The organism is Leuconostoc inhae (assembly GCF_019656015.1).
Taxonomy (GTDB): Bacteria; Bacillota; Bacilli; order Lactobacillales; family Lactobacillaceae; genus Leuconostoc; species Leuconostoc inhae_A.
The window spans coordinates 1-22,491 of sequence record NZ_BPKW01000006.1 but is presented as its reverse complement, the minus strand read 5'-3'; the positions used below and the strand labels follow the sequence as shown (position 1 = coordinate 22,491).

Genomic DNA, 22,491 nt, shown 5'->3' with positions numbered 1-22,491 from the left:
ATGTTTTCGACCTTTATTATGGCTGATTATTGTTAAACAATTAAGGTTATGTAGGTAGAATTAGTAAGGAAAATTATGAATATTAAAGCAGATGGCCAACAATGGGCCACAAAAGAGTCACAAGCTAAACGCAATGAAGAATACGCACGCAAAGCTTCAGAAAACACACCAGTAACCTTTAGTGGTACAACAGAACTGAAGTTGAAAGATTTTTTCTTTAAAGTACTATCAGGATCAGCACAGGGGATACTAATTGGTGTTTTGCCAGCTGCAGTCATGAAGTATATTATTCAGTATTCTGGCTTAGGAACCACAGCATTTGGTTCAAATTTAAGTGCTATTTTAACTTTATTTACATCACTTATTCCATTTTTGATTGGTATGGCAGTTGCACTGCAATTTAAAATGAAAAGCTTAGATGTTGGTGTTGTGGCAATCGCAACCGCAGTTGCTTCTGGTTCAATCCGATGGGCACAGGCGCCAACTGGATTTTTAAACCCAGTGACTGGGCTACGTTCAGTAGCGCCAGCTAATATCTATATTGCTAGTGGTGCTGGGGATGTCATTAATGCAATGATTGTAGCTGCTATAGCAGTATTTGTAACATGGTTAGTGTCTCGCTATCTCAAAGGTTTTGGTTCCGTTGCGATTATATTGAGCCCAATTATCGTGGGTGGTGGCGTAGGTTTAATTGGGAAAACAATTGCACCCTATGTTGGTGATGTCACTACTTGGATAGGCAATCTTGTAGAAACATTTACTAACCTTGCACCAATACCCATGGCAATTTTAATTTCTATGGCTTTTGCGATTATTATTATTACGCCAGTTTCAACTGTGGGTATTGCTTTAGCAATTTCCTTATCTGGTATTGGTTCTGGTGCTGCAGCGATGGGTGTTGTCGCTACGACAATTGTATTGTTAATTAATTCATGGCGGGTTAATAAGCCTGGTGTCACAGTTGCTATTGCATTAGGTGCCATGAAAGGCATGATGCCTTCAGTCTTTGCTAAACCAGTGACGATGTTGCCGTTTTTATTAACAGCAGCAATTTCTGCTATACCAGTTGCCTTGTTTAATATTCAAGGTACGCCAACAACAGCTGGGTTTGGTTATATTGGTTTAGTTTCACCTATTCAATCAATGGTAAAAGATCCCAATGTACCGGCATCTGTTATGAGTCATTTTATTAATCCGATGATTGCTATAGTGGCTTGGTTAATTGTACCAATTGTGGCAGGATTTATTGCACAATATATCTTTAGCAAATTATTAAAATTATATGCACCGTCAGACTTTCAACAAGAACTATAAATTAACAAGTAATATGAAGACCGTCAGTAGTCTTCATATTATTTTTTTTCGAATAAATTAAGAGTCAGTTTAAATTTTGTGCGATTGTAGTGTATAATAAGATAGAATAAATAAATTGGATGATGGTCTTAATGCGCTTAGAGCACTTTACGCCAACCTATATGGTTGAACGAATATATGATTTAACAGTTGAAGATTTGAAAAAGCACGGGATAAAAACAGTGCTAGCAGATTTAGATAATACGTTACTTGCATGGAATAACCCAGAGGGAACACCTGAATTACGACGATGGTTAACTGATTTGTGCGATGGTGGCATTGAGGTAATTGTTGTATCCAATAATACGACAAAACGCGTGGCAAAAGCTGTCGAACCGCTTGGGGTTAAATTTGTGTCATGGTCATTAAAGCCCTTACCACGAGGTATTTTACATGTACTTAGAACGCATCACTTGAAGCGGGAAGAAGTTATCATGGTTGGTGACCAAATGTTAACGGATATTTGGGCTGCACATGGTGCGGGTGTCAGAAGCGTATTAGTACAACGATTAATTGAATCAGATATGTGGCAAACGTGGATAAATCGTAGTATTGAAAAACAAGTGAAAAAAATTGTTTTTAAATCACATCCACAGTTAAAATGGGAGAAAACACTTCGTGACGACTGAATTAATAACGGACGAGTATGTTCAAGAACAATTAAATGAAGGATTACGTTGCATCGGCTGTGGCGCCATTATGCAAGTATTAGATTCATCAAAAGCGGGTTATTTACCGATGAGTGCACTAAAAAAATCGATTGATAGCGAAGAATTATTATGTCAACGTTGTTTTAGGTTGCGTCACTATAATGAAATTCAGCCTGTTGAACTAACAGATGATGATTTTGCGCGGCTATTACATCAAATTTCAGATGCAAAGGCATTGATCGTTTATGTGATAGATGTTTTTGATGTCACAGGTTCTGAAATAGCTGGTTTACCACGTTTTGTTGGGCAAGATAACCCAATTTTGGTAGTTGCGAACAAAGTTGACTTATTGCCAAAATTGCTTAATAAAAATCGTTTAAAAAATTGGTTGCAAGCTGAATTGAAAGCCCAAGGGATTAAACCAGTTGATATTTTCTTAACGTCAGCAACGCATCCAAAAAATCTTGATGACTTATTAGATACGATTGATAGTTATCGTGAAGGCCGTGATGTTTATGTCGTAGGCGTGACCAATGTTGGTAAATCAACGTTAATCAATCAAATAATTAAATCAGGAACAGGTGTTCAGGATTTGATTACAACATCACGCTTTCCAGGCACTACATTAGATCGTATTGAAATACCATTAGCTGATGGTAAGCAGCTAATTGATACGCCTGGAATCGTTAAACGTGATCAAATTACTCATGTGTTGGCGGATAAAGATTTAAAGTACGCATTACCAAAAAATGAAATTAAGCCACGTACTTATCAATTGAATGCTGAGCAAACAATTTTTATTGGCGGGTTAGCTCGTTTTGATTTTGAATTAGGCGAACGCACGCCTATAACGGCTTACTTTGAAAATAATTTATCTTTGCATCGGACTAAACTAAGTGGTGCAGATGATTTTTATGATAAACATGCTGGAACACTATTAACACCATCTCCACAGTATGCAACGATAACAAATTTGGTTAGGCACGAATTCAATATTACTGAGAAAAGTGATATTGTTTTTGCAGGCTTAGGCTGGATCTCTATTCCTGCCGGTATTAAAATCGCTGGTTGGGCACCACAGGGCGTTTCTGTCCTTATTCGAAAGGCAATGATTTAATGTTACAATTAACAGGTAAGCAAAAACGTTTTTTGCGTTCAAAAGCAAATACGCTATCACCAATTTTTTCAGTAGGAAAAAATGGATTAACACAAGTGTGGGTTAATGAACTCGTTTTAGCTATTTCAAAACGCGAGCTCGTTAAAATTAGTTTACAACAGAGTGCTGATGAATCAGCTAAAGACGTGGCAGAATTCATACAAGCACATTCTGATATTACAGTTGCACAAACAATTGGCCGAACTTTGGTTTTGTTTTTACCAGCGCAAGAAGATAAGTATAAGAGAATTTCAGTTGAATTAGCTAAAATTTAATTTAAGGCGGTCATTGTAATGAACGGTGTGTATACGATCTCAACTCAAACACAATCAGAAGTACGACCAAGTCAAACAAAAAGAAGAATCGGCATTTTTGGTGGCACTTTTAATCCACCACATATTGGTCAGTTAGTATTGGCCGAAACTGTTGGTAGAGAGCTTGGTTTGGAAAAAGTATTTTGGATGCCTAATGCACAACCAATTGATGCGACGCACGCAAGTGCAATATCACCATCAAATCGTGTTCAATTAGTTAAAATGGCCATTATGGGTAATCCTTTTTTTGATATTGAGCTTATTGAGGTACGTAATGGTGGTAAATCATATACTTATCAAACAATGCGTGAGTTAGTTGAGATGCACCCTGAAAATGATTATTATTTTATTATTGGTGGTGAAAAAATTGAAAAACTACCAACATGGGATCATATTGAAGAACTCTCACACTTAGTCACGTTTGCAGTGGGTGTTCATGGTGACCAAAAGAAGCAAACTAATTATCCGACGTTGTGGTGCGATGTACCAGATATTCGAATTACTTCTTCAGAAATTAGAACAAAGATACGAATGAAGCAAAGCGTTAATTACCTTGTACCTGAGCGTGAAGCCTTGTTTATAGCAGAATATAATTTGTATCGAGGTTTATATGACTAAATATTTTAACGGTAGCATTGCCGAATTAGAGACAAAAATTGCAGCTGGACTATCCGATTATCGGTTTCAACATATTTTACGTGTTCGAGATTACGCAGTTAAATTAGCACTTAAAAACGGTGTTGATACTGATAAAGCCGAAGTTGCGGCTTTGGTTCATGATTATGCTAAAGAACGATCAGACGATGATTTTTTAACTGTCATTGCGCGTAAAAATATGGATCCTGATTTAATTAATTGGGGTAACTATATTTGGCATGGTGTGGTTGGTGCTGAAATGATCCGTGATGAACTTGGTGTGACAGATTTAGATATTTTAAACGCCGTACGTGAACATACCACTGGTGGTGCAGCAGAAATGACGCTGTTATCACAAGTTTTGTTTATGGCTGATTATCTTGAAGTTGGTCGTGACTTTTCGGGTGTTGAAATCGCACGACAAATCACAGACCAATCTTTAGCAGCAGGTGTCAGGTATCAAATTGTGCATACAGTGCGGCGACTTGTTGAAAAGGAAACGGCTATCTATCCTAAAAGTATTACAACGTACAATTATTGGCTAACTAGAGCGTAATTAAAAAATTGATTTAAGAAAGCGTGGGAAAAAATTTTGACAACAGCATTAGATGTAATAACAGTTTTGAAAACAGCTGTAGAAGCAGTTGATAATAAAAAAGCAAATCATATTGTAGCACTTGATATGCGAAAAGTGAGTTTAATGGCGGACTATTTTGTCATTGCAGATGCTGCATCAAATCGTCAGGTACAGGCGATAGCCACTGAAGTGAAAGACCAAGTTCTGGCTGCTGGTGGTGAAATTAAATTAATTGAAGGGTTCCAAGCTGCAGATTGGGTCTTAATTGACTTAGGGGATGTTATTGTTCATATTTTCTCTACAGAACAACGAGGATTTTATAATTTAGAACGTTTATGGGATGATGCACCTTATGTAGATTTAACAAAATTTCTTGTGACTGACTAATGAAAACTAGAGATGGGCAGCAGCTCATCTCTTTTTCTGTTAAAATATAGAATATGACTAATGAAAACATACAAGATAATTATTCAACATTTGCTGAAAAATACGATACGTTATTTAACGATGAGATGTATTACGAATGGGCAAACTATGTTGTAAATAACACACAACCAGGTCGCGTACTCGATTTGGGTGGTGGCGCAGGTAGATTGGCCGTGTTACTGTCCAAAAAAAATTATAATGTTGATGTCTTAGACATATCTACTGAGATGTTAGCATTGGCACAGAAGCATGCTGCCGATTCTGATGTGGACGTGCAATTACTGCAAGCAGATATGCGTGAATGGTCCGATTGGGATTATCGTTATCCGACAATAGTCAGCTTTGCTGATGCATTGAACTACCTACCAAATTTAAATGATTTTAAAGCAACGATTAGGCAGGTACATGATCATCTTGAAGCGGGGGGACAATTTTTGTTTGATGTTATTACCCCGTACCAAATTAATGTATTATATGATAATTATTATTATAATAACGATGATGATGAAGAAAATATTTTTATGTGGACAAGTTACCCAGGAGAAACACCCAATAGTGTTGATCATGATTTGAAATTTTTTGTTTATGAAGAAAAAATTGATGGGTTTAAAATTTTACGTGAAATTCATCATGAACAAACTTATGCTTTGTCTGTTTTTCAACGTGAATTAGAATTAGCTGGGTTCGAAAATATAACCGTATCGGCTGATTTTGGTAAGCAAAATATTAATGACACGACAGAACGCTGGTTTTTTAGAGCGGTGAAATCATGAAGGCAGTTGGTATAGTAACAGAATATAATCCTTTTCATAATGGCCATATTTACCATATACAACAGGCAAAAAAGGAAACAGGGGCAGACGTTGTTGTGGCTATTATGTCGGGTAACTTTGTACAGCGTGGTGAACCAGCGCTGTTTGACAAATGGACACGTACGCAAGCAGCGTTAGAAAATGGTGTTGATTTAGTTATTGAATTACCAATATTTTATGCAGTACAGCCGAGTCATTTATTTGCCGAAGGGGCAGTTAAATTATTAGCAGCTCTGGGAGTTAAGGATATGGTATTTGGCAGTGAACATGCTGATGTTGATTTTTTATCTTTGGCAAAACAAGCGCCTAGTGTGACACAAGGAAAAGAGTCACAAGATAAAAACCAAACTTTTGCCAGTGCGTATGCTAACCTTTTAGAAACTGAAACAGGTTTTAAACTAGAAGATCCTAATGATATTTTAGCACTTGGATATGCTAAGGCTGTTGTAGCGTTATCTGCAGATATTAAATTACATGCTATTCAGAGAGTGACAGCGGGCTATCATGACACAATGTTTTCAGATACGCAAACAATTGCATCAGCATCAGCAATTCGTTTAGCGTTACATAAAAATAAGTTGGAAAAAATACAAAATGTTGTGCCAGATGTTACTTTAAAAAATGTACAATCCATGAATAATACAATTGATTTTGAAGAAAAATTCTTACCCTTGTTAAAATACCGGTTAATAACAGATACAGTAGGGCAATTAAGCCAGATTTATCAAATGGCTGAAGGCCTAGAACATCGGTTAGCAACTATCGCAGTAAGTGAACCAGGGCCACAAAACTATCAAAATTTTATCAAATCAGTGAAATCAAAGCGGTATACATTTGCGCGAATGCAACGCACGTTATTATACACATTGTTAAATGTTAAAGTGGATCAAATGCAATCTGCTATGCAAGAGCCTTATTTACGTGTTTTAGGATTTACAGATGTTGGTCAGCAATATTTAAATGGCATTAAAAAAACAGCCACATTGCCATTGATTAGTAAAGTTGATCAAAATTTGACTAAAACTAATCTGCGGTTAGATTTTAAAGCTGGTAAATTGTGGCAAATGCTGGCAAATAATGCCGGTCAGCAACAAGATGTGGCGCGTAAACCAATTTATGTTGCAAGTAAAAAGCAAATTTAGCGCAATGTAATTATCGATATCTTAGGAGAAAAAATGAAATATAATAAGAATCAATTGCAAAAGTATCGTCAAAATGCTTTGGACTTTAATGAAAAACTTGATTTAGAAGACAATGCAAAAAAACGTTTTCCAAATACAGTTTTAGCATTGTCACTGTTAGAAGTAAAAGGCAATATTCGATATTATGATAACGAGGACCTCAGTCTTCACGCCGAAATTACTGGGAAAATTACGGTACCTTCCTCACGATCGTTGTTACCTGTTACACGGGCTATTCATCTTATAATTGACGAACGTTATATTGAAGATGAACAACGATTAAAAGATTTTGACGAAACAGAGGCTGTTTTTGTATTAGAAAACGATACACTAGATGTTGATGAGGCTATACTTGATAATATTATTGCAGAATTACCATTACAAATTTTAACAACAGCAGAAATAGCAAATGACAAATTGCCTGCTGGAAAAGATTGGCATGTGGTCAGTGAAGAAGCATTTGAAAATGAGAAAAAAGGCGATAATAATTCGAATTTAGATCCAAGATTTGCTAAATTAGATGATTTTTTCAAAGAATGAGAAAATACTTGCAAAAATTCAAAAATTACTCTAAACTATAGAGAAGTAATAAGAAATTTATTCGGTAGTCGCCGATCTAAATATTGAGGATAAATAATGAGTAAAGTATTGATTGTTGAAGATGAAGAAAATTTGGCAAAGTTTGTCGGCCTTGAATTAAAGCATGAAGGTTATGAAGTTGAGACTGTTTTAGATGGTCGTTCAGGATTAGATGCGGCGCTAGAAAATAACTATGATGTTATTTTGCTGGATTTGATGTTACCAGAATTAAATGGGTTAGAGGTTGCTCGTCGCTTACGGGAATCTAAGAAAACACCAATTATCATGATGACTGCACGTGATTCAGTTATTGATCGTGTTTCAGGATTAGATTATGGCGCTGATGATTATTTAGTTAAACCATTTGCTATTGAAGAACTGTTAGCACGAATACGGTCATTGCTCCGTCGTATTGCGATTGAAACAGAGTCTAACGATAAGCATCGTTCAATCATTAATTTTAAAGACCTGCGTATTGAAAAAGAGAATCGTATTGCCCGTCGTGATGATCAAATCATTAATTTAACAAAACGTGAATATGATTTGTTGTTGACATTGGTAGAAAATATTAACGTTGTTCAATCACGTGAGCAGTTGTTAAAAGAGGTTTGGGGCTTTGATTCAGAAGTTGAAACCAACGTTGTTGATGTCTATATCAGATACTTACGTAATAAGATTGATGATCCAGAAAGTAAAGCATCTTATATCCAGACAGTTCGTGGTACTGGCTATGTTATGCGTAGCTAATGAGATATTATGGCTAAAGAAATAAAAACAATTAAAAAAACCTCTCGTCGTTTCTCATTGAGCTGGCAACTTTCATTGGGAATGGCGTCTGGTTTTTTTGTTATATTTGGTGTCTTTGCTGTTATTGTAACTGAATTGGTTAAAAACTATTACGGCAATCTACCAAGTAAACTCTATCAGTACTTATGGCTTATTGTTATTTTAGGTGGTATGGCTGTTTTTGTATTTACTTTCATCATAACACGTTATATTTTGCGCCCAGTGAAGTCAATTGAAACAACTATAGAAGCTTTTGAAGATGATCCAATGACAACAATTCGTGCAGAAAAAACACGTTCAAATGATGAGTTTTCTGATTTGATTAGTTTGTTAAACCGCATGATTGATCGGTTGCAAAGTCTTATTGCTGCACAACAACAGTTTGTGTCAGATGTGTCTCACGAATTACGTACACCAGTGACAATTGTTAAAGGACATATGGACTTGCTGAATCGCTGGGGAAAAGATGAACCAGATGTTTTGAATGATTCGATTGTGTCATCTTTGTCTGAAATGCAACGCATGGAAAACTTAATTAATGAGATGCTTAACTTAACTCGTGCGGAACAAATTCCAATTGAAAACGTTAAAGATATTACAGAGGTGGGTGGTTTAGTCCACAGAGTCTTTGATAATTTCAAGATGATACACCCAGATTTCATTTTTACGCTTGATGATGATTTAATGCAAGATGCAAATGTTAAAGTACGTCAAGATCATATGGAACAAATATTAATCATTTTAGCTGATAACGCGGTGAAGTATTCGTCTGATCGTAAAGAAATTCATTTTGCGTTGTCACAAACGACTAATCGGGTCGAAATTGGCATTCAAGATTTCGGTGAAGGACTGTCTAGTGAAGAAGTTGTGCGTGTGTTTGATCGTTTCTATCGTGTTGATAAGGCACGTTCGCGCGCTAAAGGTGGTAATGGCTTAGGTTTGAGTATTGCTCAACGTCTCGTTGAGGCCTATGGCGGTGAAATTACAATAGAAAGTGCATTGGGATCAGGATCAGTTTTCACCATACGTTTGCCACTTTATAAAGGAAAATCAAATGATACAAAGTTATCGAATTGATGTCTATGGGGTTGTTCAGGGCGTTGGTTTTCGTTGGTTTACACAACGAACGGCTAATAAATATCATATTGTCGGGTGGGTTTGTAATAATTCTAATGGCTCCGTTGAAATGCGAGTACAGGGACAAGAAAGCAATATTAAAGCTTTTATTGAGGCTATTAATCAAGGACCGGGCCATTTTAGCCGTGTCGATAGAGTACTAAAACAACCAGTTGCGCCGTTTGAATCGAATAATTTTGCTATTAAGTAAGAAATCTTGGTATAATGGACTTCTGTAATAACCAGGAGAAAAAACAAACTCATGAAACAATTAAAGCGGGTTCTAACAGCAGCCTTTGTAATATTAGATATCATCTTAATTACTGGTGGCTATGACGAACATAGTAAAATGTATCGTTGGATTGGGCATCCTTTAGCTAATGGTATGACTGATATTGCACATATCATTGGCGGGGTCAACGGTATTGGCTGGGCAATCATTATCATCACGGCTATTTTGCGTTTGATATTATTACCTTTCTTTTTGAATCAACAAGTTAATACCACAATTAACCAAATTAAAATGCAAACGCTAAAACCTGAAATTGACAAATTACAGGCATTGACACGTAAGGCGGGCACAACTCAAGAACAGCAGCAAGCTAGTATGGCCATGATGTCACTATACCGTGAAAATGATGTCAGTGTTATTGGTGGTATTTCGTTTTTAACTATGGCTATGCAGTTACCTATTTTTTCCGGGCTTTACTCTGCTATTTTGCATGCCCCAGCATTGAAAGGTGCACAATTTCTAGGGTTTGATTTAGGTAAGCCACAAATTGTTTTTGCTATTGCGGCTGGTATTATTTACCTCATTCAAGCATGGTTAGCTATGCAACATATGCCCGAAGAACAAAAGAAAACATCGGCAATGATGATGTTTGTTAGTCCAATAATGATTTTTGTTTTTGCTATGATTGCTAGTGGCGCAATTGGCCTTTATTTTGTAATCGGTGGTTTGTTTGCGCTTATTCAAACACTAATACAACATTATCAGCGACCAGGTCTCGAAAAGCGTGTTGCACGTGAATTTAAAATCAAAAAAACGGCTGATGACTTAATGCAAGAAAGTTCGAAAGCGAAGAGTACAGTAACAGCTACTGATAGTGAGCAAAGAACAGTGCAATCAAACGAGAACAAAAATAAGAAACAACGTAATGCTGGAAAGCAAAATCGTTAATAGTTAGGTACGTCAAAATATTTGACGTACTTTTGTCAGTTCTAAATAATAGAACAGGAAGAATTAAAAAATGGATCGTATTTTATCAAATCAAAATAATCGTGTCAAAGCTTGGGCTAAATTGGCCACTAAAAAAGGACGTCAAGAAAATCGTACTTACTTGTTAGATGGTTGGCATTTAGTTGAAGAAGCAGTTAAGGCGAATGCTAAGTTTCATGCTGTTATGGCCACAGAAGAACAAATGCAAACGCATTTACCAGATGTACCACATGGTGTCCCAGCTTTTGAAATTAGCGAAGAAGTTGCTAAGCATATTGCTGGCACAAATACACCGCAAGGCATTTTTGCAGAGATTTCATTGCCAGACAAAACATTCGACCCAAGTTATGTACATGATGGTGCTTGGTTGTTACTTGATAAAATTCAAGACCCAGGTAATGTTGGCACTTTAGTGCGTACAGCAGATGCTGCCGGTTTTAAAGGCGTTGTATTTGGTGAAGGAACAGCTGATGCTTACTCACCAAAAGTTGTTCGTGCGATGCAAGGATCACAATTTCACTTAGAAGTTTTGACAGGCGACTTGGTTGAATGGACAGATGCTTTAACTGCTAATAATTTGTCAGTGTATGGTTCGCAACTAAACGAAGCGGCACGTTCATATCGTGACATTGAATCTAGTACACAATTTGCTCTAATTGTGGGCAATGAGGGTCAAGGTATGTCAGATGAATTAGCTGCCAAAACAACAGCTAATTTATATATTCCAATTCAGGGTCAAGCTGAGAGTTTGAATGTAGCTATTGCCGGTGGCATCTTGATGTTCAGTTTAGCAGCTGGTAATTAGTCTTAATAATAAGACGTTAGGTTAAAGTAATTAAGATACTCACTATGCATGTGCAGTGGGTTGTCTTACAAACAAAAGTTTTTTTATGCAAAAGATACGTTTTTTTGCTATAATAATACTTAAAGATTTAGAGTAGAGGGCATAACTGTGGAACAAACACTCACCGTTGCTTTGATTGTCGTGGGCTTTTTGCTCATTGTGACAGTTATGATGCAACCAAGTAAACAACAAGATGCTTTATCAGCACTATCAGGTGGGGCTGGTGATCTGTTCGCGGAACGTAAGTCACGTGGATTTGAAGCTGTAATGCGCCGTTCAACTGCTATTTTAGGTGGACTGTGGTTTATTATTGGTTTTGCGTTGATGTATTTATCAGCACATTAAAAAATATAATGGTCAGTTTGCTCTTTTTGTAGACTGACTTTTTATTTTGGAAAATTTTAGAAAGAATAAATAAATGGAAATTGAACAATTAAAATCTCAAATTAATGGCTTTTTGAAAGCTAATCAGTTGCAGCATTTCACAGCACAAAATATGGCTGACGGACTAAGAATGAACTCAGCCAGTCAATATCAAGCAGTTGTTAATGCATTGAATGCTTTGGTACGTGATGGCGATGTCCTTGATGATAATGGGCAATATAAACATAATGAGCATGCAGGTTTCACGTTAGGTGATTATCGCGCCAATGATAAGGGCTTTGGATTTGTGAAATATGATGCTGAACTACCGGACTTCTTTATTAACCCCGAGAATACTTTGCAAGCTATGCAAGGGGATAAAGTGTCTGTTTCAATCATCAAACCATCGCCATCACCCGATCGTGGGCCGGAAGGTAAAATTGAAGAAATTATTGAGCATGCCTATGAGCGTATTGTGGGCACATTTTCACTAGGTTCTGAAGCTAAAGGCATGATAGGTGAGCTTAGAATCAGTGATAAAAAGGCCATGAATTTTAAAGTGCTAGTTAATTCGAATGGTTTGACGCCAAACGATGGTCAAGTTGTAGTGGCTGAAGTGACAAGATTTCCTGATAAAATTCATCCACGTGAACTCGTTGCACATGTAACAGAGACGCTTGGGTATAAAGATGAACCAGGAATGGATATTTTACAAATTGTCTATGCCAAAAAAGTACCAAGTGAATTTCCACAAGAAGTGTTAGATGATGCTGCCAAGATCCCTGTAGAAGTGCCTAAAACTGAATGGGCGGGACGTGAAGACATCACTGAACAAACGCTTGTGACTATTGATGGGGCCGATACAAAGGATATTGATGATGCAGTGGTTGCTTGGAAGTTAGATAATGGTAATTATCATTTGGGTGTTCATATTGCAGATGTATCGCACTATGTCACTGAAGGATCGACCATAGATAATGAGGCTTATACGCGTGGCACGTCCGTTTATTTAACGGATAGGGTCATACCAATGTTGCCACGTAATATTTCTAACGGTATTGCCTCGTTAAATCCAAACGTTGTTCGATTAGCAATGTCTGCTGAAATGGAGATTAATCCGCAAGGACGTATAGTGAATCACCGCTTGCATACATCAGTAATGAAATCGCATGCACGGATGACATATGATGCAGTTAATAAAATTTTAGAAGGTGATGTATTTGTGCAAGAAGAATATGCACAGTTAACACCAATGTTTAAAGTCATGGGTGAACTGCATGATATTCTGTATAAAATGCGCAAAGAACGTGGTGCGATAGAATTTGATGCACCAGAAGCGCAAATTATTGTAGATGCTGAAGGTAAAGCGATTGACATTAAATTGCGTGAACGTGGTACTGCAGAACGCATGATTGAATCCTTTATGTTAGCTGCTAATGAAACAGTTGCTGAGCATTTTGATAAATTAGAAGTACCATTTTTGTACCGTATCCATGAAACACCAGATGAAGAACGTGCTAAGTCTTTCTTTGAATTTTCAAAAGCATTAGGTCATCCAGTTTATGGTGATCCAAGTAAAGTAACACCAAGCATGTTGCAAAAATTGATGGCTGATGTCGCTGGTGATCCTGCTGAGCAGATGATTTCAACAATGATGTTACGTGCTATGAAACAGGCCAAATATTCTTCAGAGCCTGTTGGCCATTTTGGCCTAGGCGCACAGTATTACACACATTTCACATCTCCAATTCGTCGGTATCCTGATTTAACTGTTCATCGGTTAATTAAGTGGTACGAAAAACATGGTTATGGCGTTGAGTCACAAGCAAAATATGCTGATAAATTACCAAAAATTGGAGAGGATACCAGTACAAGAGAACGTCGTGCGGTTGATACTGAACGAGATGTTGATGCGCTTAAAAAAGCTGAATATATGTTGGACAAGGTCGGCTTAGATTTTAATGGTGTTGTTAATTCTGCCTTGAAATTTGGATTGTTCATTAGTTTAGATAATACAGTTGAAGGTTTGGTTCATATTTCTAACTTAACTGATGATCATTATGAATATGATGAGTCGCACGCTGCTTTGATTGGGCGGTCAAAACATCGTATTTTCCAAATTGGTCAAAAAGTGCGGGTTAAGGTATTACGTGTTAACAAGGAAGAGAGAACCGTTGATTTTGTCTTGATTGATATAGATAGTGCCCCAACAACGGAAATTCGTGTTGCCTCAAAGTCCAATGGTAAATTTGGTGTTGGTCGTAATCGCGATGAACGTCGAAAAAATGAACGTCGTGGTAAATCAGAAGGACCAAAGCAAAGACGTGGACCATTAGATGCTAAACAAGGACAAAAACGTGATTCGAAGCGTAATTTTTAAGACAAGTTGTTTAGTGGGCGCTTAGCGAATTATTTATGACATAACATGGGTAACAATGTTACGCTAAATTAAGTCATGGGGGTTAAAAAGCATGGCCAAAACGAAACAAAATGTGGGCAAGTATCTGGCTCAAAATCGAAAAGCACGGTTTAATTATGCTATTGAAGAAACATTTGAGGCTGGTATATCCCTTACCGGAACAGAAATAAAGTCGGTACGTGCTGGTCAAATAACGATTGGTGATGGATTTATTACAATTCATAATGGTAATGCTATACTGACCAATGTTAATATAGCAGCTTATACACAAGGTAACCAGTTTAATGTGGATCCGTTACGTCCACGGCAACTATTATTGCATAAACGTGAAATTGCTACACTCAATAAAGCAGCAACTGAACCAGGAGTAACAATTGTGCCGTTAAAAGTATATTTGAAACATGGTTTTGCTAAAGTATTAATTGGTGTAGGACGTGGCAAAAAGAAATATGATAAACGTGAAGATATCAAAAAGCGTGACCAAGAGCGCGAGCTGGGTAGACGTTTAAAACATTAAGAGCCAAACGGCTTTTTTTGTTTGACCTTAACTCATTTTATAGATATACTTAATATATGTGAAGTATTAAAATTTCACAAGCTGAAAGGAAAGAAGCTCATGGTAGTGACACTCATTTCGGCGCTCTTCGCAATTGCAATTGGTATCGCTGTTGGTTATTATTTACATTTGTCACAGGACAAAAAGCAAATCACCTCAACGAAACAAATTGCAGGTAACATTCTTGAACAAGCAAACAATGAAGCTAAAAGTTTAACACGTGCAGCAAAAACTGACGCGAAAGAATTGGCCCAAGATTACCGTAATCAGGTGGACATTGATTTCAAAGATCGTCAGAAACAGTTGCAGCAACAGGAACAACGGCTTGAAGACCGCGTCTTGAACCTCGACAAAAAGGATGCGGCCTTGAATCAACGTGATGTACAATTGATTCAAAAAGAAAACCAAGTACAATTACGGTTGGATGATGCTAATCAGAAACATAAATTAGCAGATGATTTGGTAACGGATCAAAAGGATAAGTTGGAAGATATTGCTCAACTAACGCCTGCTGATGCGAAAGAACAAATTTTAAGCAAAACGAAACAAAGTTTGGTACGCCAACGTGCAGCACTAATTAAGGAATCGGAAGAAGACGCAACTAGTGAAGCTGAAAAACGGGCACGAAACATTATTGTGCAAGCAATTCAACGGTCGGCAGCAGATGCAGTAGCAGATATTACTGTATCTGTTGTTCATTTACCAAGTGAAGACATGAAGGGTCGTATTATTGGCCGTGAAGGTCGCAATATTCGTACATTAGAATCATTGACAGGTATAGATTTGATTATTGATGATACACCTGAATCAGTCGTTTTGAGTGGATTTGATCCTATTCGACGTGAAATCGCTAAAATGGCATTAGATGCCTTAGTAGCAGATGGTCGTATCAACCCTTCTCGTATAGAGGAAATGGTTGAGAAATCACGTCGACAGATTGATGAAACAATACGTGAAAAGGGGGAGGCAGCAGTCTTTGAATTAGGACTGCGTGGTCTTCATCCAGATTTGATTAAAATGATTGGCCGAATGAATTATAGAACATCGTATGGTCAAAATGTGCTACAGCATTCAATCGAGGTCGCAAAACTTGCGGGAATGATGGCAGCAGAGCTTAAAATGGATGTCGCGCTTGCGAAGCGCGCTGGATTAATACACGATATCGGCAAAGCAGTTGACGCTGAAGTAGAAGGCTCGCATGTAGAGTTAGGCGTTCGCTTGGCCGAGAAGTTTAATGAAAAACCGGTAGTTATCAATGCTATTGCATCGCATCATGGGGATGTTGAAGCAACCTCACCAATTTCAGAATTGGTAACCGCTGCTGATGCAATTAGTGCAGCAAGACCAGGTGCACGTAGCGAATCACTTGAAAATTATGTGCAGCGTTTGAAAGATTTGGAAGCAATTGCAAATCATTACGAAGGCGTTGAAGCATCATTTGCTATTCAAGCTGGTCGTGAAGTCCGGGTTATTGTTGAACCAACAAAATTAACAGATTTACAAGCAACAGTTTTAGCACATGATATTAAAACGGATGTTGAAGAGAAACTTGAATATCCTGGTCATGTTAAAATTACAGTTGTTCGTGAAACACGCGCAACTGATTATGCGCATTAATCAAAAAGTTACTCGTTGAGTAACTTTTTTTGTTATAATTGAATTATATGAAATTTGTTTTTTCATATAATTCAATAATTTCTGTTTAAATATTAGGAGGATTTTATGGCACCAGGACAATTAGCGCTCATTATTTTTGCGGTAGCCTTTTTATTGTTAGTATTGTTCATTGGTTTTTTCTTGCTTAAACTGACAAGATCTTTAGATATTATTACATTAGATGTCGACAGTATTGCGCGATCAAGTAATGAAATTCTTGGCAATGCCAATACGCTACTAAATGATGTCAATGGTAAAGTTAAGACATTGGATCCAACTGTGCAGGCAGTGGCAGACATGTCGACGACTGTTTCGCAATTAAATGCAACTATTCAAAATGTTACAAATAAATTTTCAACTGCAAAAGCAGCAACAAGTTTTGGGGCCAGTGGCGTTGCTGCGGCTGTTGCAAAACAGGCAACCAAAGCTGCCATGGGTAGATATAAAAACAAAAAATCAACTAAAAAGGAGAACAAGTAAATGTCAAAAGTAAAAGGATTTTTAGCAGGAATTTTAGCAGGAGCCGCTGCTATTGCAGCTTTTAAGGCTTTACCAAAAGATAAGCAAAATGAATTGAAATTAAAGGCAAGCCAAACGGGTGATCACCTGCGTGATAAAGCTTATGACGTAGCATATGCAACAGCTGATTTAGCAGGGGATGTTACTGATAAGGCAAAAGAAAAAGCTTCTGAATTGAAATCAAAAGGTCAAAGTAAGTACGGAGAACAACTTGATATGGCTGCTGATCATGTTAAAAATTTAACTGATCAGGCGTCACCTTATGTTGATAAAGCCAAAGACATAGCAACAACTTATGTTGATAAAGCGCACAATTCGTTAGATGATTTACGTGAAAAGTTTAGTAATGAAGATATTGAATTGACGCAAGATGATTTAACTTTGGAAGAAGCTTTACAGGATTTATCCGAAGAGGCAAAAGAAGAAGCTCAAGCAGCAACTGGAGTAGTCACGGCGACAGCTAAAGACGCGAACGATATTGTCGAAGAAAAACTTGATAAAGTAGCTGACGATGTAAACAACAAGATTGATGACGTAAAAAATTGATTTAAAAACTAAGAGGTTCAAATTCGTTAGATTTTTTCTAACGAATTTGAACCTCTTTTATAGTGATAATATAATAATGCTATTTTTTGAATGACCCATTTTTAAGACACCTATACAATTTTTAATAAAGCGCTAGCAACAAGGCTTTTTTATAGGTACAATGGTATATAGAATAAATTTAAATTAAAAGGAAATACGTTCTTCAGAGAACGCACGGTAACTATGGCAAAAGAAAAGTTTGACGCAACAGCTTTTTTATCTTCACTTTTTCATTACGCGCACGATTTTAATTTTAATCATATCATATTTGAAGCAAATCGATACAAGGTATCTGTAAATCTAGTTCGCAAATCAGCAACTTATGGTAACGCAGAAATGTTTTATGTATCAGCTGATACCAAAGAATTTGCCTCTGTTATGTCATCAGTAAATGGTGCAATTGAGATTGCTGAATTAGAGGGAAAACAACAGGCAACTGTTAAAACAGCTAACTTAGAACGTGATAATCAAGTGTTTCAATTTCGGTTACATGAGTTTGGCAATGGCAAGTATAGCTTGGATTTGAGTATTTAATAAAGAATTGGAAAGGAAAAGTACAGCATTTTGTACACCTATAACTTATGAAGCAAGGTAAAACAGCGCAAATTAAAAAAATGAAGCAAGTACAACGGAAGCAAAAATTAACTTCTAGAAATAAATTACCAGAGTTCAATTATAATGAATTTGCTGGTTTTTTACGCGCACGTTATTACTTAACGCACAACGATAAATATGCTCAAGAGACTTTTGAAGTGGCATCATTTTTTTTGGATGATGTTATTGCTATGATGGTAAACCAAAATTTTACAAAATTCACCAGTAATGAACGCGCTGTTGTAAATTTAAATGAGGTGATGCAAGCAGCATTGGTTAATAGCGATGATAAGGATTGGCGTTATTTTGTTCTGCTAGTACCAGTATCGTATGATATGCAGCAATTTATTGTAAAAGAAGGCAATGTTAACGCACGTTATGTTGCACAAGCACCAAAATTTGATATTAATTTCTGGCGAATGATTATGAGAACAGTAATGGCAATTAATTTTTTCAAATGGCAGGGAAAAGATGTTGCTCAAATGATGAAAACATCGCAAGCAATAGATGAACTGCAATTTAAATTTTTATCAGAAAATGAAAATAATGATGATTTTAATTTAGTAATTATTGCTGAAACCTTTAAGGGGTTAGCGGTAAAAATTAAGCCGCTAAAAACGAGAAATAACGTGTCTAAATTAAATGAGTTATCATCAACAGCGATAGCAGATGAAATCTTGTATGCTAATAAAAGTTTAAATCAATTTAAAGAGGCTTCTATAAAAGGCGTTGTTAGTGAAAATGTGATGGGTATGCTGCACGCTTTTCATGAAGGAATGGCAAAAGAATATAATGTAACTCATGACTCATGGGATGCAGACATATTAAACACCTTTGCTATGTCACATTTAATGTCATATTGGGTGCCAGTTTGGGATAATTTAGATGGCATTGGTGGCGAAGTAAAATCTTATTTGAATTTTTTAAGTCAAAAAAAGGCCATTCAAGGCCTAGGGAAAATAGTGACAGATACATCTGATATTGATCGCTATATTGACGTCACGGCATTAAACAAATTGTTGGCACAAATGTCATCTGAAAGACTTGAAAAGTTAGCATAAATGAATAATTACAAAAAATTAAAAAGGATGTACGAGGGTTTTAAAGCCTTAGTGTATCCTTTGTTTAATCGTTATTTTAAGATTTATAAAATTGAGAGATGTCGTATAGTCCCTGGTAGTATGCTTGTCATCTGATGTGTTTGGGGTGATTGAACTAAAATTTGTCCTCGGTTGTTTTGGTAAATATAACCAAATAGATTAGATACATCTTCACTGAGTAATGAATCATTAATTTGAATAGTTGCTGGTGAGTTGGCATTTAGTGCTAATTCTAAGCGAGCAATAATTTCATCAGCTGAGAGTTGTTGCTTTAAAGGAACATGTTTTTTAGGTGTTGAGAATTTTGTAATTAGGGTTATAAGTTGCTGCACATGAGATTCAATGGGATGTTGTGTTAGAAAATTTTGCATCAGTTTACTCCTTAAGAGATTCGTTATCTATATCATACGAACAAACGTTCAAAAAAGCAAATTTTTTAAAATCTCTTTACTATTTCTTGAAGAGTCGTTCGATTTTGTTGTTGATAAAGCAGTGGATTTTGTTGATAACCACAATAGTTGTCCATGGGAACAAATATTCTTAATTATCTGAAATTGTATGTTACCATTGTATCTGTTGTGAAAAATAGGTATAATACTCTCATTAGTACATAAAGAGGAAAAATGATGACACAGCGGGGTTTATTAATTGTGCTATCTGGCCCATCAGGCGTTGGTAAGGGTACAGTGCGCAAAGCTATTTTTGAAGAAGAAGGCATTGATTTTCAATACTCTATTTCAGCCACAACTCGTCAACCAAGAGTAGGCGAAGTGAATGGTGAAGATTATTTTTTTGTATCACGTGAGGCATTTGAAGAGAAAATTTCAAATGGTGACATGCTGGAATACGCACAGTATGTTAATAATTATTACGGCACACCAAAAAGTTTCATTGACCAAACGTTAGCAAGTGGACGTGACGTTTTTCTTGAAATTGATGTGCAAGGTGCTTTACAGGTGAAATCAAAAATGCCCGAGGGGGTTTATATTTTCTTAACGCCACCTGACTTGACTAACTTACGCGAAAGGCTTGTAGGTCGTGGTACTGATTCTCAAGAAGTTATTGAAAAGCGTGTGACAGCTGCACGTGACGAATTGAAACAAATGATTAATTACGATTATGCTGTAGAAAATGATCAAGTTGTGTTCGCCGTTGAACGTATTAAATCAATTATTACTGCTGAACGGTTACGTGTTGCACGGGTTTTTGAAAAAACATTATAAGGAGAATACTTATGTTACTTTATCCATCTGTTGATAAATTGCTAGAAAAAGTTGATTCACGTTACAAATTAATTGCATTAGGTGCCAAACGCGCTCGAGAATTAGATGCTGGCTTACCTGCTACAAGAGAAACATTTAACTCTAATAAATCAGTCGGTCAAGCATTGGAAGAAATTGAAAATGGGGATGTGATTATTGACCCTGATATGGAAGATCAAGTGTAAACTAAACTTGTCGATTTTAAAGTGCCGGCATAATCGGTTTAATTAGCTGAAAGACAATTATTTTAATATTAGACTTATGAAGTAAATAAAAAGGAGTTTAGACATGACAGATTATCCACAACAAGATGCGGAAAACTATGCAGGTCCGGTAGCAATATTCAAAACGAATCAAGGTGACATACAAGTTAAGCTATTTGCTGATATTGCACCTAAAACAGTGGAAAATTTTACGACTCATGCTAAAAATGGGTACTACGATAATGGTATCTTCCACCGTGTTATTCGTGATTTCATGATTCAAGGTGGCGATCCAGATGGTACAGGTATGGGCGGTCAAAGTATTTGGGGTGGTAACTTTGAAGATGAATTTTCAGATAAGTTATTAAATGTTCGTGGTGCTTTGTCGATGGCTAACGCTGGACCTAATACTAATGGCTCACAATTTTTCATTGTGCAAACAAAAGAAACGCCATGGCTGAATGGTAAACACACAGTTTTTGGACAGGTTATTAAAGGCCTTGATGTTGTTGACAAAATTGGTCAGGTAAGTGTTAACATGTCTGACAAGCCTCGAGAAGATGTGACAATTGAAACAATTGAGATTGCAGACTAAATGTCTGCTTTTTTGTTATAATGGTATTGAGGAATGTAATTATGGATTATCATATTGGGCAAAAAATAAGCGGATATATTACAGGTATTAAGCCATATGGCGCATTTGTTGTGCTGGATGATCATGTACAAGGCTTAATACATATTTCAGAGTGTAAATCAGGTGTTGTTCGGGAACTGAAAAATGAACTAAAGATTGGGCAAGAAGTTGTGGTGACTGTCTTAGATATTGAACAGTATAATAATAAAATTAGTTTATCCTTGCGTCAAGATGATATAATGTTAAAGCAGGGTTTACTTAAAAAAAATACAAGTTTACGAAAACATTTTTGGACTAATAATTTTCTTAATTACGGGTTTGATCCCATTGCAAGTCACCGTGACGAATGGGTAACAGAGGCGTTGAAGCGTATCAGTAAGTAAAGGAGAAATAATGTCACTTATTGCGGCAACTGCAATTGCAGTAAAAGATGATTTACCATATTTTTTAGTTGAAAAAAACAGTGAAACTTATCAGTTTTTTACGGCAAAAATGCATCGTCATAATCACGATACGTCCCTAGGGGCGGTTTTACGTGCCTTTAAAACATTGGGACCCATTAACTTTGATCAATGGCGCTTAGGAGAGTTAACAAGTGTCAAAAACGACAATACGCTGATGTCTTTATACGCTTTTGAGGTATCTGACATGGATCTTATAGAAAAAACACTTAATAATAAACTCATGTTTATACCAGCTAACGAGTTACATGGCTTGTTGGAAAGCGTGCAAACGCGAGCGTTTGTACGATTTGAAGAATAAGGGAAAGAAAGTATTGACAAAGAAGAAAAAGAGCGTATAGTAATAATAGTTGTCTGATACGCGAGACGAAGTGCAAGGGAACGAAAATTGTGAGGCTTTAAAAAAGAATTGCAAGAAGTAGTTGACAAGTGAGAATGAGCGTGGTAAGATAATATAGTTGTCTCAGAGAGATAGCGTGTAGCACATTGA

At 36.6% G+C, this 22,491-nt stretch carries 29 protein-coding genes; 28 read left to right on the top strand and 1 reads right to left on the bottom strand.

Features of this window, described 5'->3' with window-relative positions; all coding sequences use genetic code 11:
* Positions 1-75 precede the first annotated feature (75 nt).
* The 23 genes from K5Q14_RS05015 (at position 76) to K5Q14_RS04905 (ending at position 19,402) form a co-directional block, all read left to right on the top strand.
* Positions 76-1,314: a PTS sugar transporter subunit IIC gene (locus K5Q14_RS05015; RefSeq protein WP_220734739.1), complete on the top strand. Its 1,239-nt coding sequence runs from the start codon at positions 76-78 to the stop codon at positions 1,312-1,314.
* A 131-nt stretch (positions 1,315-1,445) separates the two neighbouring features.
* Positions 1,446-1,982, top strand: coding sequence for a YqeG family HAD IIIA-type phosphatase (locus K5Q14_RS05010; protein ID WP_220734738.1), 537 nt, complete (start codon positions 1,446-1,448; stop codon positions 1,980-1,982).
* Positions 1,972-3,120: a ribosome biogenesis GTPase YqeH gene (yqeH, locus tag K5Q14_RS05005; RefSeq protein WP_220734737.1), complete on the top strand. Its 1,149-nt coding sequence runs from the start codon at positions 1,972-1,974 to the stop codon at positions 3,118-3,120. The genes K5Q14_RS05010 and yqeH overlap by 11 nt, the downstream gene beginning before the upstream one ends.
* Positions 3,120-3,434: a ribosome assembly RNA-binding protein YhbY gene (yhbY, locus tag K5Q14_RS05000; protein ID WP_220734736.1), complete on the top strand. Its 315-nt coding sequence runs from the start codon at positions 3,120-3,122 to the stop codon at positions 3,432-3,434. The genes yqeH and yhbY overlap by 1 nt, the downstream gene beginning before the upstream one ends.
* An 18-nt stretch (positions 3,435-3,452) precedes the next feature.
* Positions 3,453-4,091 carry a nicotinate-nucleotide adenylyltransferase gene (locus K5Q14_RS04995; RefSeq protein WP_220734735.1) on the top strand — a complete coding sequence of 213 codons (639 nt, stop codon included), beginning with the start codon at positions 3,453-3,455 and terminating at the stop codon, positions 4,089-4,091.
* Positions 4,084-4,665, top strand: a complete 582-nt coding sequence (gene yqeK, locus K5Q14_RS04990) for a bis(5'-nucleosyl)-tetraphosphatase (symmetrical) YqeK (RefSeq protein ID WP_220734734.1) — start codon at positions 4,084-4,086, stop codon at positions 4,663-4,665. Before K5Q14_RS04995 ends, yqeK begins: the two co-directional genes overlap by 8 nt.
* Positions 4,666-4,701: 36 nt before the next feature.
* A complete protein-coding gene (gene rsfS / locus K5Q14_RS04985; RefSeq protein ID WP_220734733.1) occupies positions 4,702-5,073 on the top strand; it encodes a ribosome silencing factor in 372 nt (123 codons plus the stop codon).
* Positions 5,074-5,126: 53 nt separating this feature from the next.
* Positions 5,127-5,885 carry a class I SAM-dependent DNA methyltransferase gene (locus tag K5Q14_RS04980; RefSeq protein ID WP_220734732.1) on the top strand — a complete coding sequence of 253 codons (759 nt, stop codon included), beginning with the start codon at positions 5,127-5,129 and terminating at the stop codon, positions 5,883-5,885.
* Complete coding sequence (locus K5Q14_RS04975) at positions 5,882-7,066, top strand: nucleotidyltransferase (RefSeq protein WP_220734731.1); 1,185 nt, start codon at positions 5,882-5,884, stop codon at positions 7,064-7,066. Before K5Q14_RS04980 ends, K5Q14_RS04975 begins: the two co-directional genes overlap by 4 nt.
* Before the next feature lie 33 nt (positions 7,067-7,099).
* Positions 7,100-7,645 carry a DUF177 domain-containing protein gene (locus tag K5Q14_RS04970; RefSeq protein WP_220734730.1) on the top strand — a complete coding sequence of 182 codons (546 nt, stop codon included), beginning with the start codon at positions 7,100-7,102 and terminating at the stop codon, positions 7,643-7,645.
* A gap of 96 nt (positions 7,646-7,741) precedes the next feature.
* Positions 7,742-8,431, top strand: a complete 690-nt coding sequence (locus tag K5Q14_RS04965) for a response regulator transcription factor (protein WP_220734729.1) — start codon at positions 7,742-7,744, stop codon at positions 8,429-8,431.
* A gap of 9 nt (positions 8,432-8,440) precedes the next feature.
* A complete protein-coding gene (locus K5Q14_RS04960; RefSeq protein ID WP_220734728.1) occupies positions 8,441-9,547 on the top strand; it encodes a sensor histidine kinase in 1,107 nt (368 codons plus the stop codon).
* Entirely contained in the window at positions 9,525-9,797 is a 273-nt protein-coding gene (locus tag K5Q14_RS04955; RefSeq protein WP_220734727.1) for an acylphosphatase, read from the top strand. The genes K5Q14_RS04960 and K5Q14_RS04955 overlap by 23 nt, the downstream gene beginning before the upstream one ends.
* 51 nt (positions 9,798-9,848) lie before the next feature.
* Entirely contained in the window at positions 9,849-10,766 is a 918-nt protein-coding gene (gene yidC, locus K5Q14_RS04950; RefSeq protein WP_220734726.1) for a membrane protein insertase YidC, read from the top strand.
* A 70-nt stretch (positions 10,767-10,836) separates the two neighbouring features.
* Positions 10,837-11,610 carry a TrmH family RNA methyltransferase gene (locus K5Q14_RS04945; protein ID WP_220734725.1) on the top strand — a complete coding sequence of 258 codons (774 nt, stop codon included), beginning with the start codon at positions 10,837-10,839 and terminating at the stop codon, positions 11,608-11,610.
* Between the two features lie 147 nt (positions 11,611-11,757).
* Positions 11,758-11,994, top strand: coding sequence for a preprotein translocase subunit SecG (gene secG / locus K5Q14_RS04940; protein ID WP_010388644.1), 237 nt, complete (start codon positions 11,758-11,760; stop codon positions 11,992-11,994).
* 73 nt (positions 11,995-12,067) lie between these two features.
* Positions 12,068-14,392, top strand: a complete 2,325-nt coding sequence (gene rnr, locus K5Q14_RS04935) for a ribonuclease R (RefSeq protein ID WP_220734724.1) — start codon at positions 12,068-12,070, stop codon at positions 14,390-14,392.
* 91 nt (positions 14,393-14,483) lie between these two features.
* Positions 14,484-14,948, top strand: coding sequence for an SsrA-binding protein SmpB (gene smpB, locus K5Q14_RS04930; RefSeq protein WP_220734723.1), 465 nt, complete (start codon positions 14,484-14,486; stop codon positions 14,946-14,948).
* Between the two features lie 99 nt (positions 14,949-15,047).
* Positions 15,048-16,604 carry a ribonuclease Y gene (gene rny / locus K5Q14_RS04925; protein ID WP_220734722.1) on the top strand — a complete coding sequence of 519 codons (1,557 nt, stop codon included), beginning with the start codon at positions 15,048-15,050 and terminating at the stop codon, positions 16,602-16,604.
* 105 nt (positions 16,605-16,709) lie between these two features.
* A complete protein-coding gene (locus tag K5Q14_RS04920; protein WP_220734721.1) occupies positions 16,710-17,123 on the top strand; it encodes a DUF948 domain-containing protein in 414 nt (137 codons plus the stop codon).
* Entirely contained in the window at positions 17,124-17,708 is a 585-nt protein-coding gene (locus K5Q14_RS04915; RefSeq protein WP_220734720.1) for a hypothetical protein, read from the top strand.
* Positions 17,709-17,930: 222 nt separating this feature from the next.
* Complete coding sequence (locus K5Q14_RS04910; RefSeq protein WP_220734719.1) at positions 17,931-18,281, top strand: hypothetical protein; 351 nt, start codon at positions 17,931-17,933, stop codon at positions 18,279-18,281.
* Between the two features lie 47 nt (positions 18,282-18,328).
* Positions 18,329-19,402, top strand: coding sequence for a metaphase chromosome protein 1 (locus K5Q14_RS04905; protein ID WP_220734718.1), 1,074 nt, complete (start codon positions 18,329-18,331; stop codon positions 19,400-19,402).
* 83 nt (positions 19,403-19,485) lie between these two features.
* Here K5Q14_RS04905 and K5Q14_RS04900 read toward each other — a convergent pair whose 3' ends face one another.
* Positions 19,486-19,812 (bottom strand): hypothetical protein, encoded by a 327-nt coding sequence (locus K5Q14_RS04900; RefSeq protein WP_220734717.1) that lies wholly within the window; start codon positions 19,810-19,812, stop codon positions 19,486-19,488.
* 255 nt (positions 19,813-20,067) lie between these two features.
* Between K5Q14_RS04900 and gmk the strand changes: the two genes are divergently transcribed.
* The 5 genes from gmk (at position 20,068) to K5Q14_RS04875 (ending at position 22,302) form a co-directional block, all read left to right on the top strand.
* Positions 20,068-20,664 carry a guanylate kinase gene (gmk, locus tag K5Q14_RS04895; protein WP_220734830.1) on the top strand — a complete coding sequence of 199 codons (597 nt, stop codon included), beginning with the start codon at positions 20,068-20,070 and terminating at the stop codon, positions 20,662-20,664.
* Positions 20,665-20,675: 11 nt separating this feature from the next.
* Positions 20,676-20,888, top strand: coding sequence for a DNA-directed RNA polymerase subunit omega (rpoZ, locus tag K5Q14_RS04890; RefSeq protein ID WP_220734716.1), 213 nt, complete (start codon positions 20,676-20,678; stop codon positions 20,886-20,888).
* Between the two features lie 103 nt (positions 20,889-20,991).
* Complete coding sequence (locus K5Q14_RS04885) at positions 20,992-21,501, top strand: peptidylprolyl isomerase (RefSeq protein WP_220734715.1); 510 nt, start codon at positions 20,992-20,994, stop codon at positions 21,499-21,501.
* Between the two features lie 41 nt (positions 21,502-21,542).
* Positions 21,543-21,923 carry a CvfD/Ygs/GSP13 family RNA-binding post-transcriptional regulator gene (locus tag K5Q14_RS04880; protein ID WP_220734714.1) on the top strand — a complete coding sequence of 127 codons (381 nt, stop codon included), beginning with the start codon at positions 21,543-21,545 and terminating at the stop codon, positions 21,921-21,923.
* A gap of 10 nt (positions 21,924-21,933) precedes the next feature.
* Positions 21,934-22,302 carry a hypothetical protein gene (locus K5Q14_RS04875; protein WP_220734713.1) on the top strand — a complete coding sequence of 123 codons (369 nt, stop codon included), beginning with the start codon at positions 21,934-21,936 and terminating at the stop codon, positions 22,300-22,302.
* Positions 22,303-22,491 lie beyond the last annotated feature (189 nt).

What these genes read in the sequence shown, in the direction of transcription:
- K5Q14_RS04980 (WP_220734732.1), top strand. Translation starts at nt 5,127, where the DNA reads ATGACTAATGAAAACATACAAGATAATTATTCAACATTTGCTGAAAAA.
- K5Q14_RS04995 (WP_220734735.1), top strand. Translation starts at nt 3,453, where the DNA reads ATGAACGGTGTGTATACGATCTCAACTCAAACACAATCAGAAGTACGA.
- K5Q14_RS05010 (WP_220734738.1), top strand. Translation starts at nt 1,446, where the DNA reads ATGCGCTTAGAGCACTTTACGCCAACCTATATGGTTGAACGAATATAT.
- K5Q14_RS04875 (WP_220734713.1), top strand. Translation starts at nt 21,934, where the DNA reads ATGTCACTTATTGCGGCAACTGCAATTGCAGTAAAAGATGATTTACCA.
- smpB (WP_220734723.1), top strand. Translation starts at nt 14,484, where the DNA reads ATGGCCAAAACGAAACAAAATGTGGGCAAGTATCTGGCTCAAAATCGA.
- K5Q14_RS04970 (WP_220734730.1), top strand. Translation starts at nt 7,100, where the DNA reads ATGAAATATAATAAGAATCAATTGCAAAAGTATCGTCAAAATGCTTTG.
- rnr (WP_220734724.1), top strand. Translation starts at nt 12,068, where the DNA reads ATGGAAATTGAACAATTAAAATCTCAAATTAATGGCTTTTTGAAAGCT.
- K5Q14_RS04900 (WP_220734717.1), bottom strand. Translation starts at nt 19,812, where the DNA reads ATGCAAAATTTTCTAACACAACATCCCATTGAATCTCATGTGCAGCAA.
- K5Q14_RS04880 (WP_220734714.1), top strand. Translation starts at nt 21,543, where the DNA reads ATGGATTATCATATTGGGCAAAAAATAAGCGGATATATTACAGGTATT.
- K5Q14_RS04915 (WP_220734720.1), top strand. Translation starts at nt 17,124, where the DNA reads ATGTCAAAAGTAAAAGGATTTTTAGCAGGAATTTTAGCAGGAGCCGCT.
- K5Q14_RS05015 (WP_220734739.1), top strand. Translation starts at nt 76, where the DNA reads ATGAATATTAAAGCAGATGGCCAACAATGGGCCACAAAAGAGTCACAA.
- K5Q14_RS04965 (WP_220734729.1), top strand. Translation starts at nt 7,742, where the DNA reads ATGAGTAAAGTATTGATTGTTGAAGATGAAGAAAATTTGGCAAAGTTT.
- K5Q14_RS04905 (WP_220734718.1), top strand. Translation starts at nt 18,329, where the DNA reads ATGAAGCAAGGTAAAACAGCGCAAATTAAAAAAATGAAGCAAGTACAA.
- yqeK (WP_220734734.1), top strand. Translation starts at nt 4,084, where the DNA reads ATGACTAAATATTTTAACGGTAGCATTGCCGAATTAGAGACAAAAATT.
- gmk (WP_220734830.1), top strand. Translation starts at nt 20,068, where the DNA reads ATGACACAGCGGGGTTTATTAATTGTGCTATCTGGCCCATCAGGCGTT.
- K5Q14_RS04945 (WP_220734725.1), top strand. Translation starts at nt 10,837, where the DNA reads ATGGATCGTATTTTATCAAATCAAAATAATCGTGTCAAAGCTTGGGCT.
- yidC (WP_220734726.1), top strand. Translation starts at nt 9,849, where the DNA reads ATGAAACAATTAAAGCGGGTTCTAACAGCAGCCTTTGTAATATTAGAT.
- yhbY (WP_220734736.1), top strand. Translation starts at nt 3,120, where the DNA reads ATGTTACAATTAACAGGTAAGCAAAAACGTTTTTTGCGTTCAAAAGCA.
- K5Q14_RS04910 (WP_220734719.1), top strand. Translation starts at nt 17,931, where the DNA reads ATGGCAAAAGAAAAGTTTGACGCAACAGCTTTTTTATCTTCACTTTTT.
- K5Q14_RS04885 (WP_220734715.1), top strand. Translation starts at nt 20,992, where the DNA reads ATGACAGATTATCCACAACAAGATGCGGAAAACTATGCAGGTCCGGTA.
- K5Q14_RS04920 (WP_220734721.1), top strand. Translation starts at nt 16,710, where the DNA reads ATGGCACCAGGACAATTAGCGCTCATTATTTTTGCGGTAGCCTTTTTA.
- rny (WP_220734722.1), top strand. Translation starts at nt 15,048, where the DNA reads ATGGTAGTGACACTCATTTCGGCGCTCTTCGCAATTGCAATTGGTATC.
- rpoZ (WP_220734716.1), top strand. Translation starts at nt 20,676, where the DNA reads ATGTTACTTTATCCATCTGTTGATAAATTGCTAGAAAAAGTTGATTCA.
- K5Q14_RS04960 (WP_220734728.1), top strand. Translation starts at nt 8,441, where the DNA reads ATGGCTAAAGAAATAAAAACAATTAAAAAAACCTCTCGTCGTTTCTCA.
- K5Q14_RS04975 (WP_220734731.1), top strand. Translation starts at nt 5,882, where the DNA reads ATGAAGGCAGTTGGTATAGTAACAGAATATAATCCTTTTCATAATGGC.
- K5Q14_RS04955 (WP_220734727.1), top strand. Translation starts at nt 9,525, where the DNA reads ATGATACAAAGTTATCGAATTGATGTCTATGGGGTTGTTCAGGGCGTT.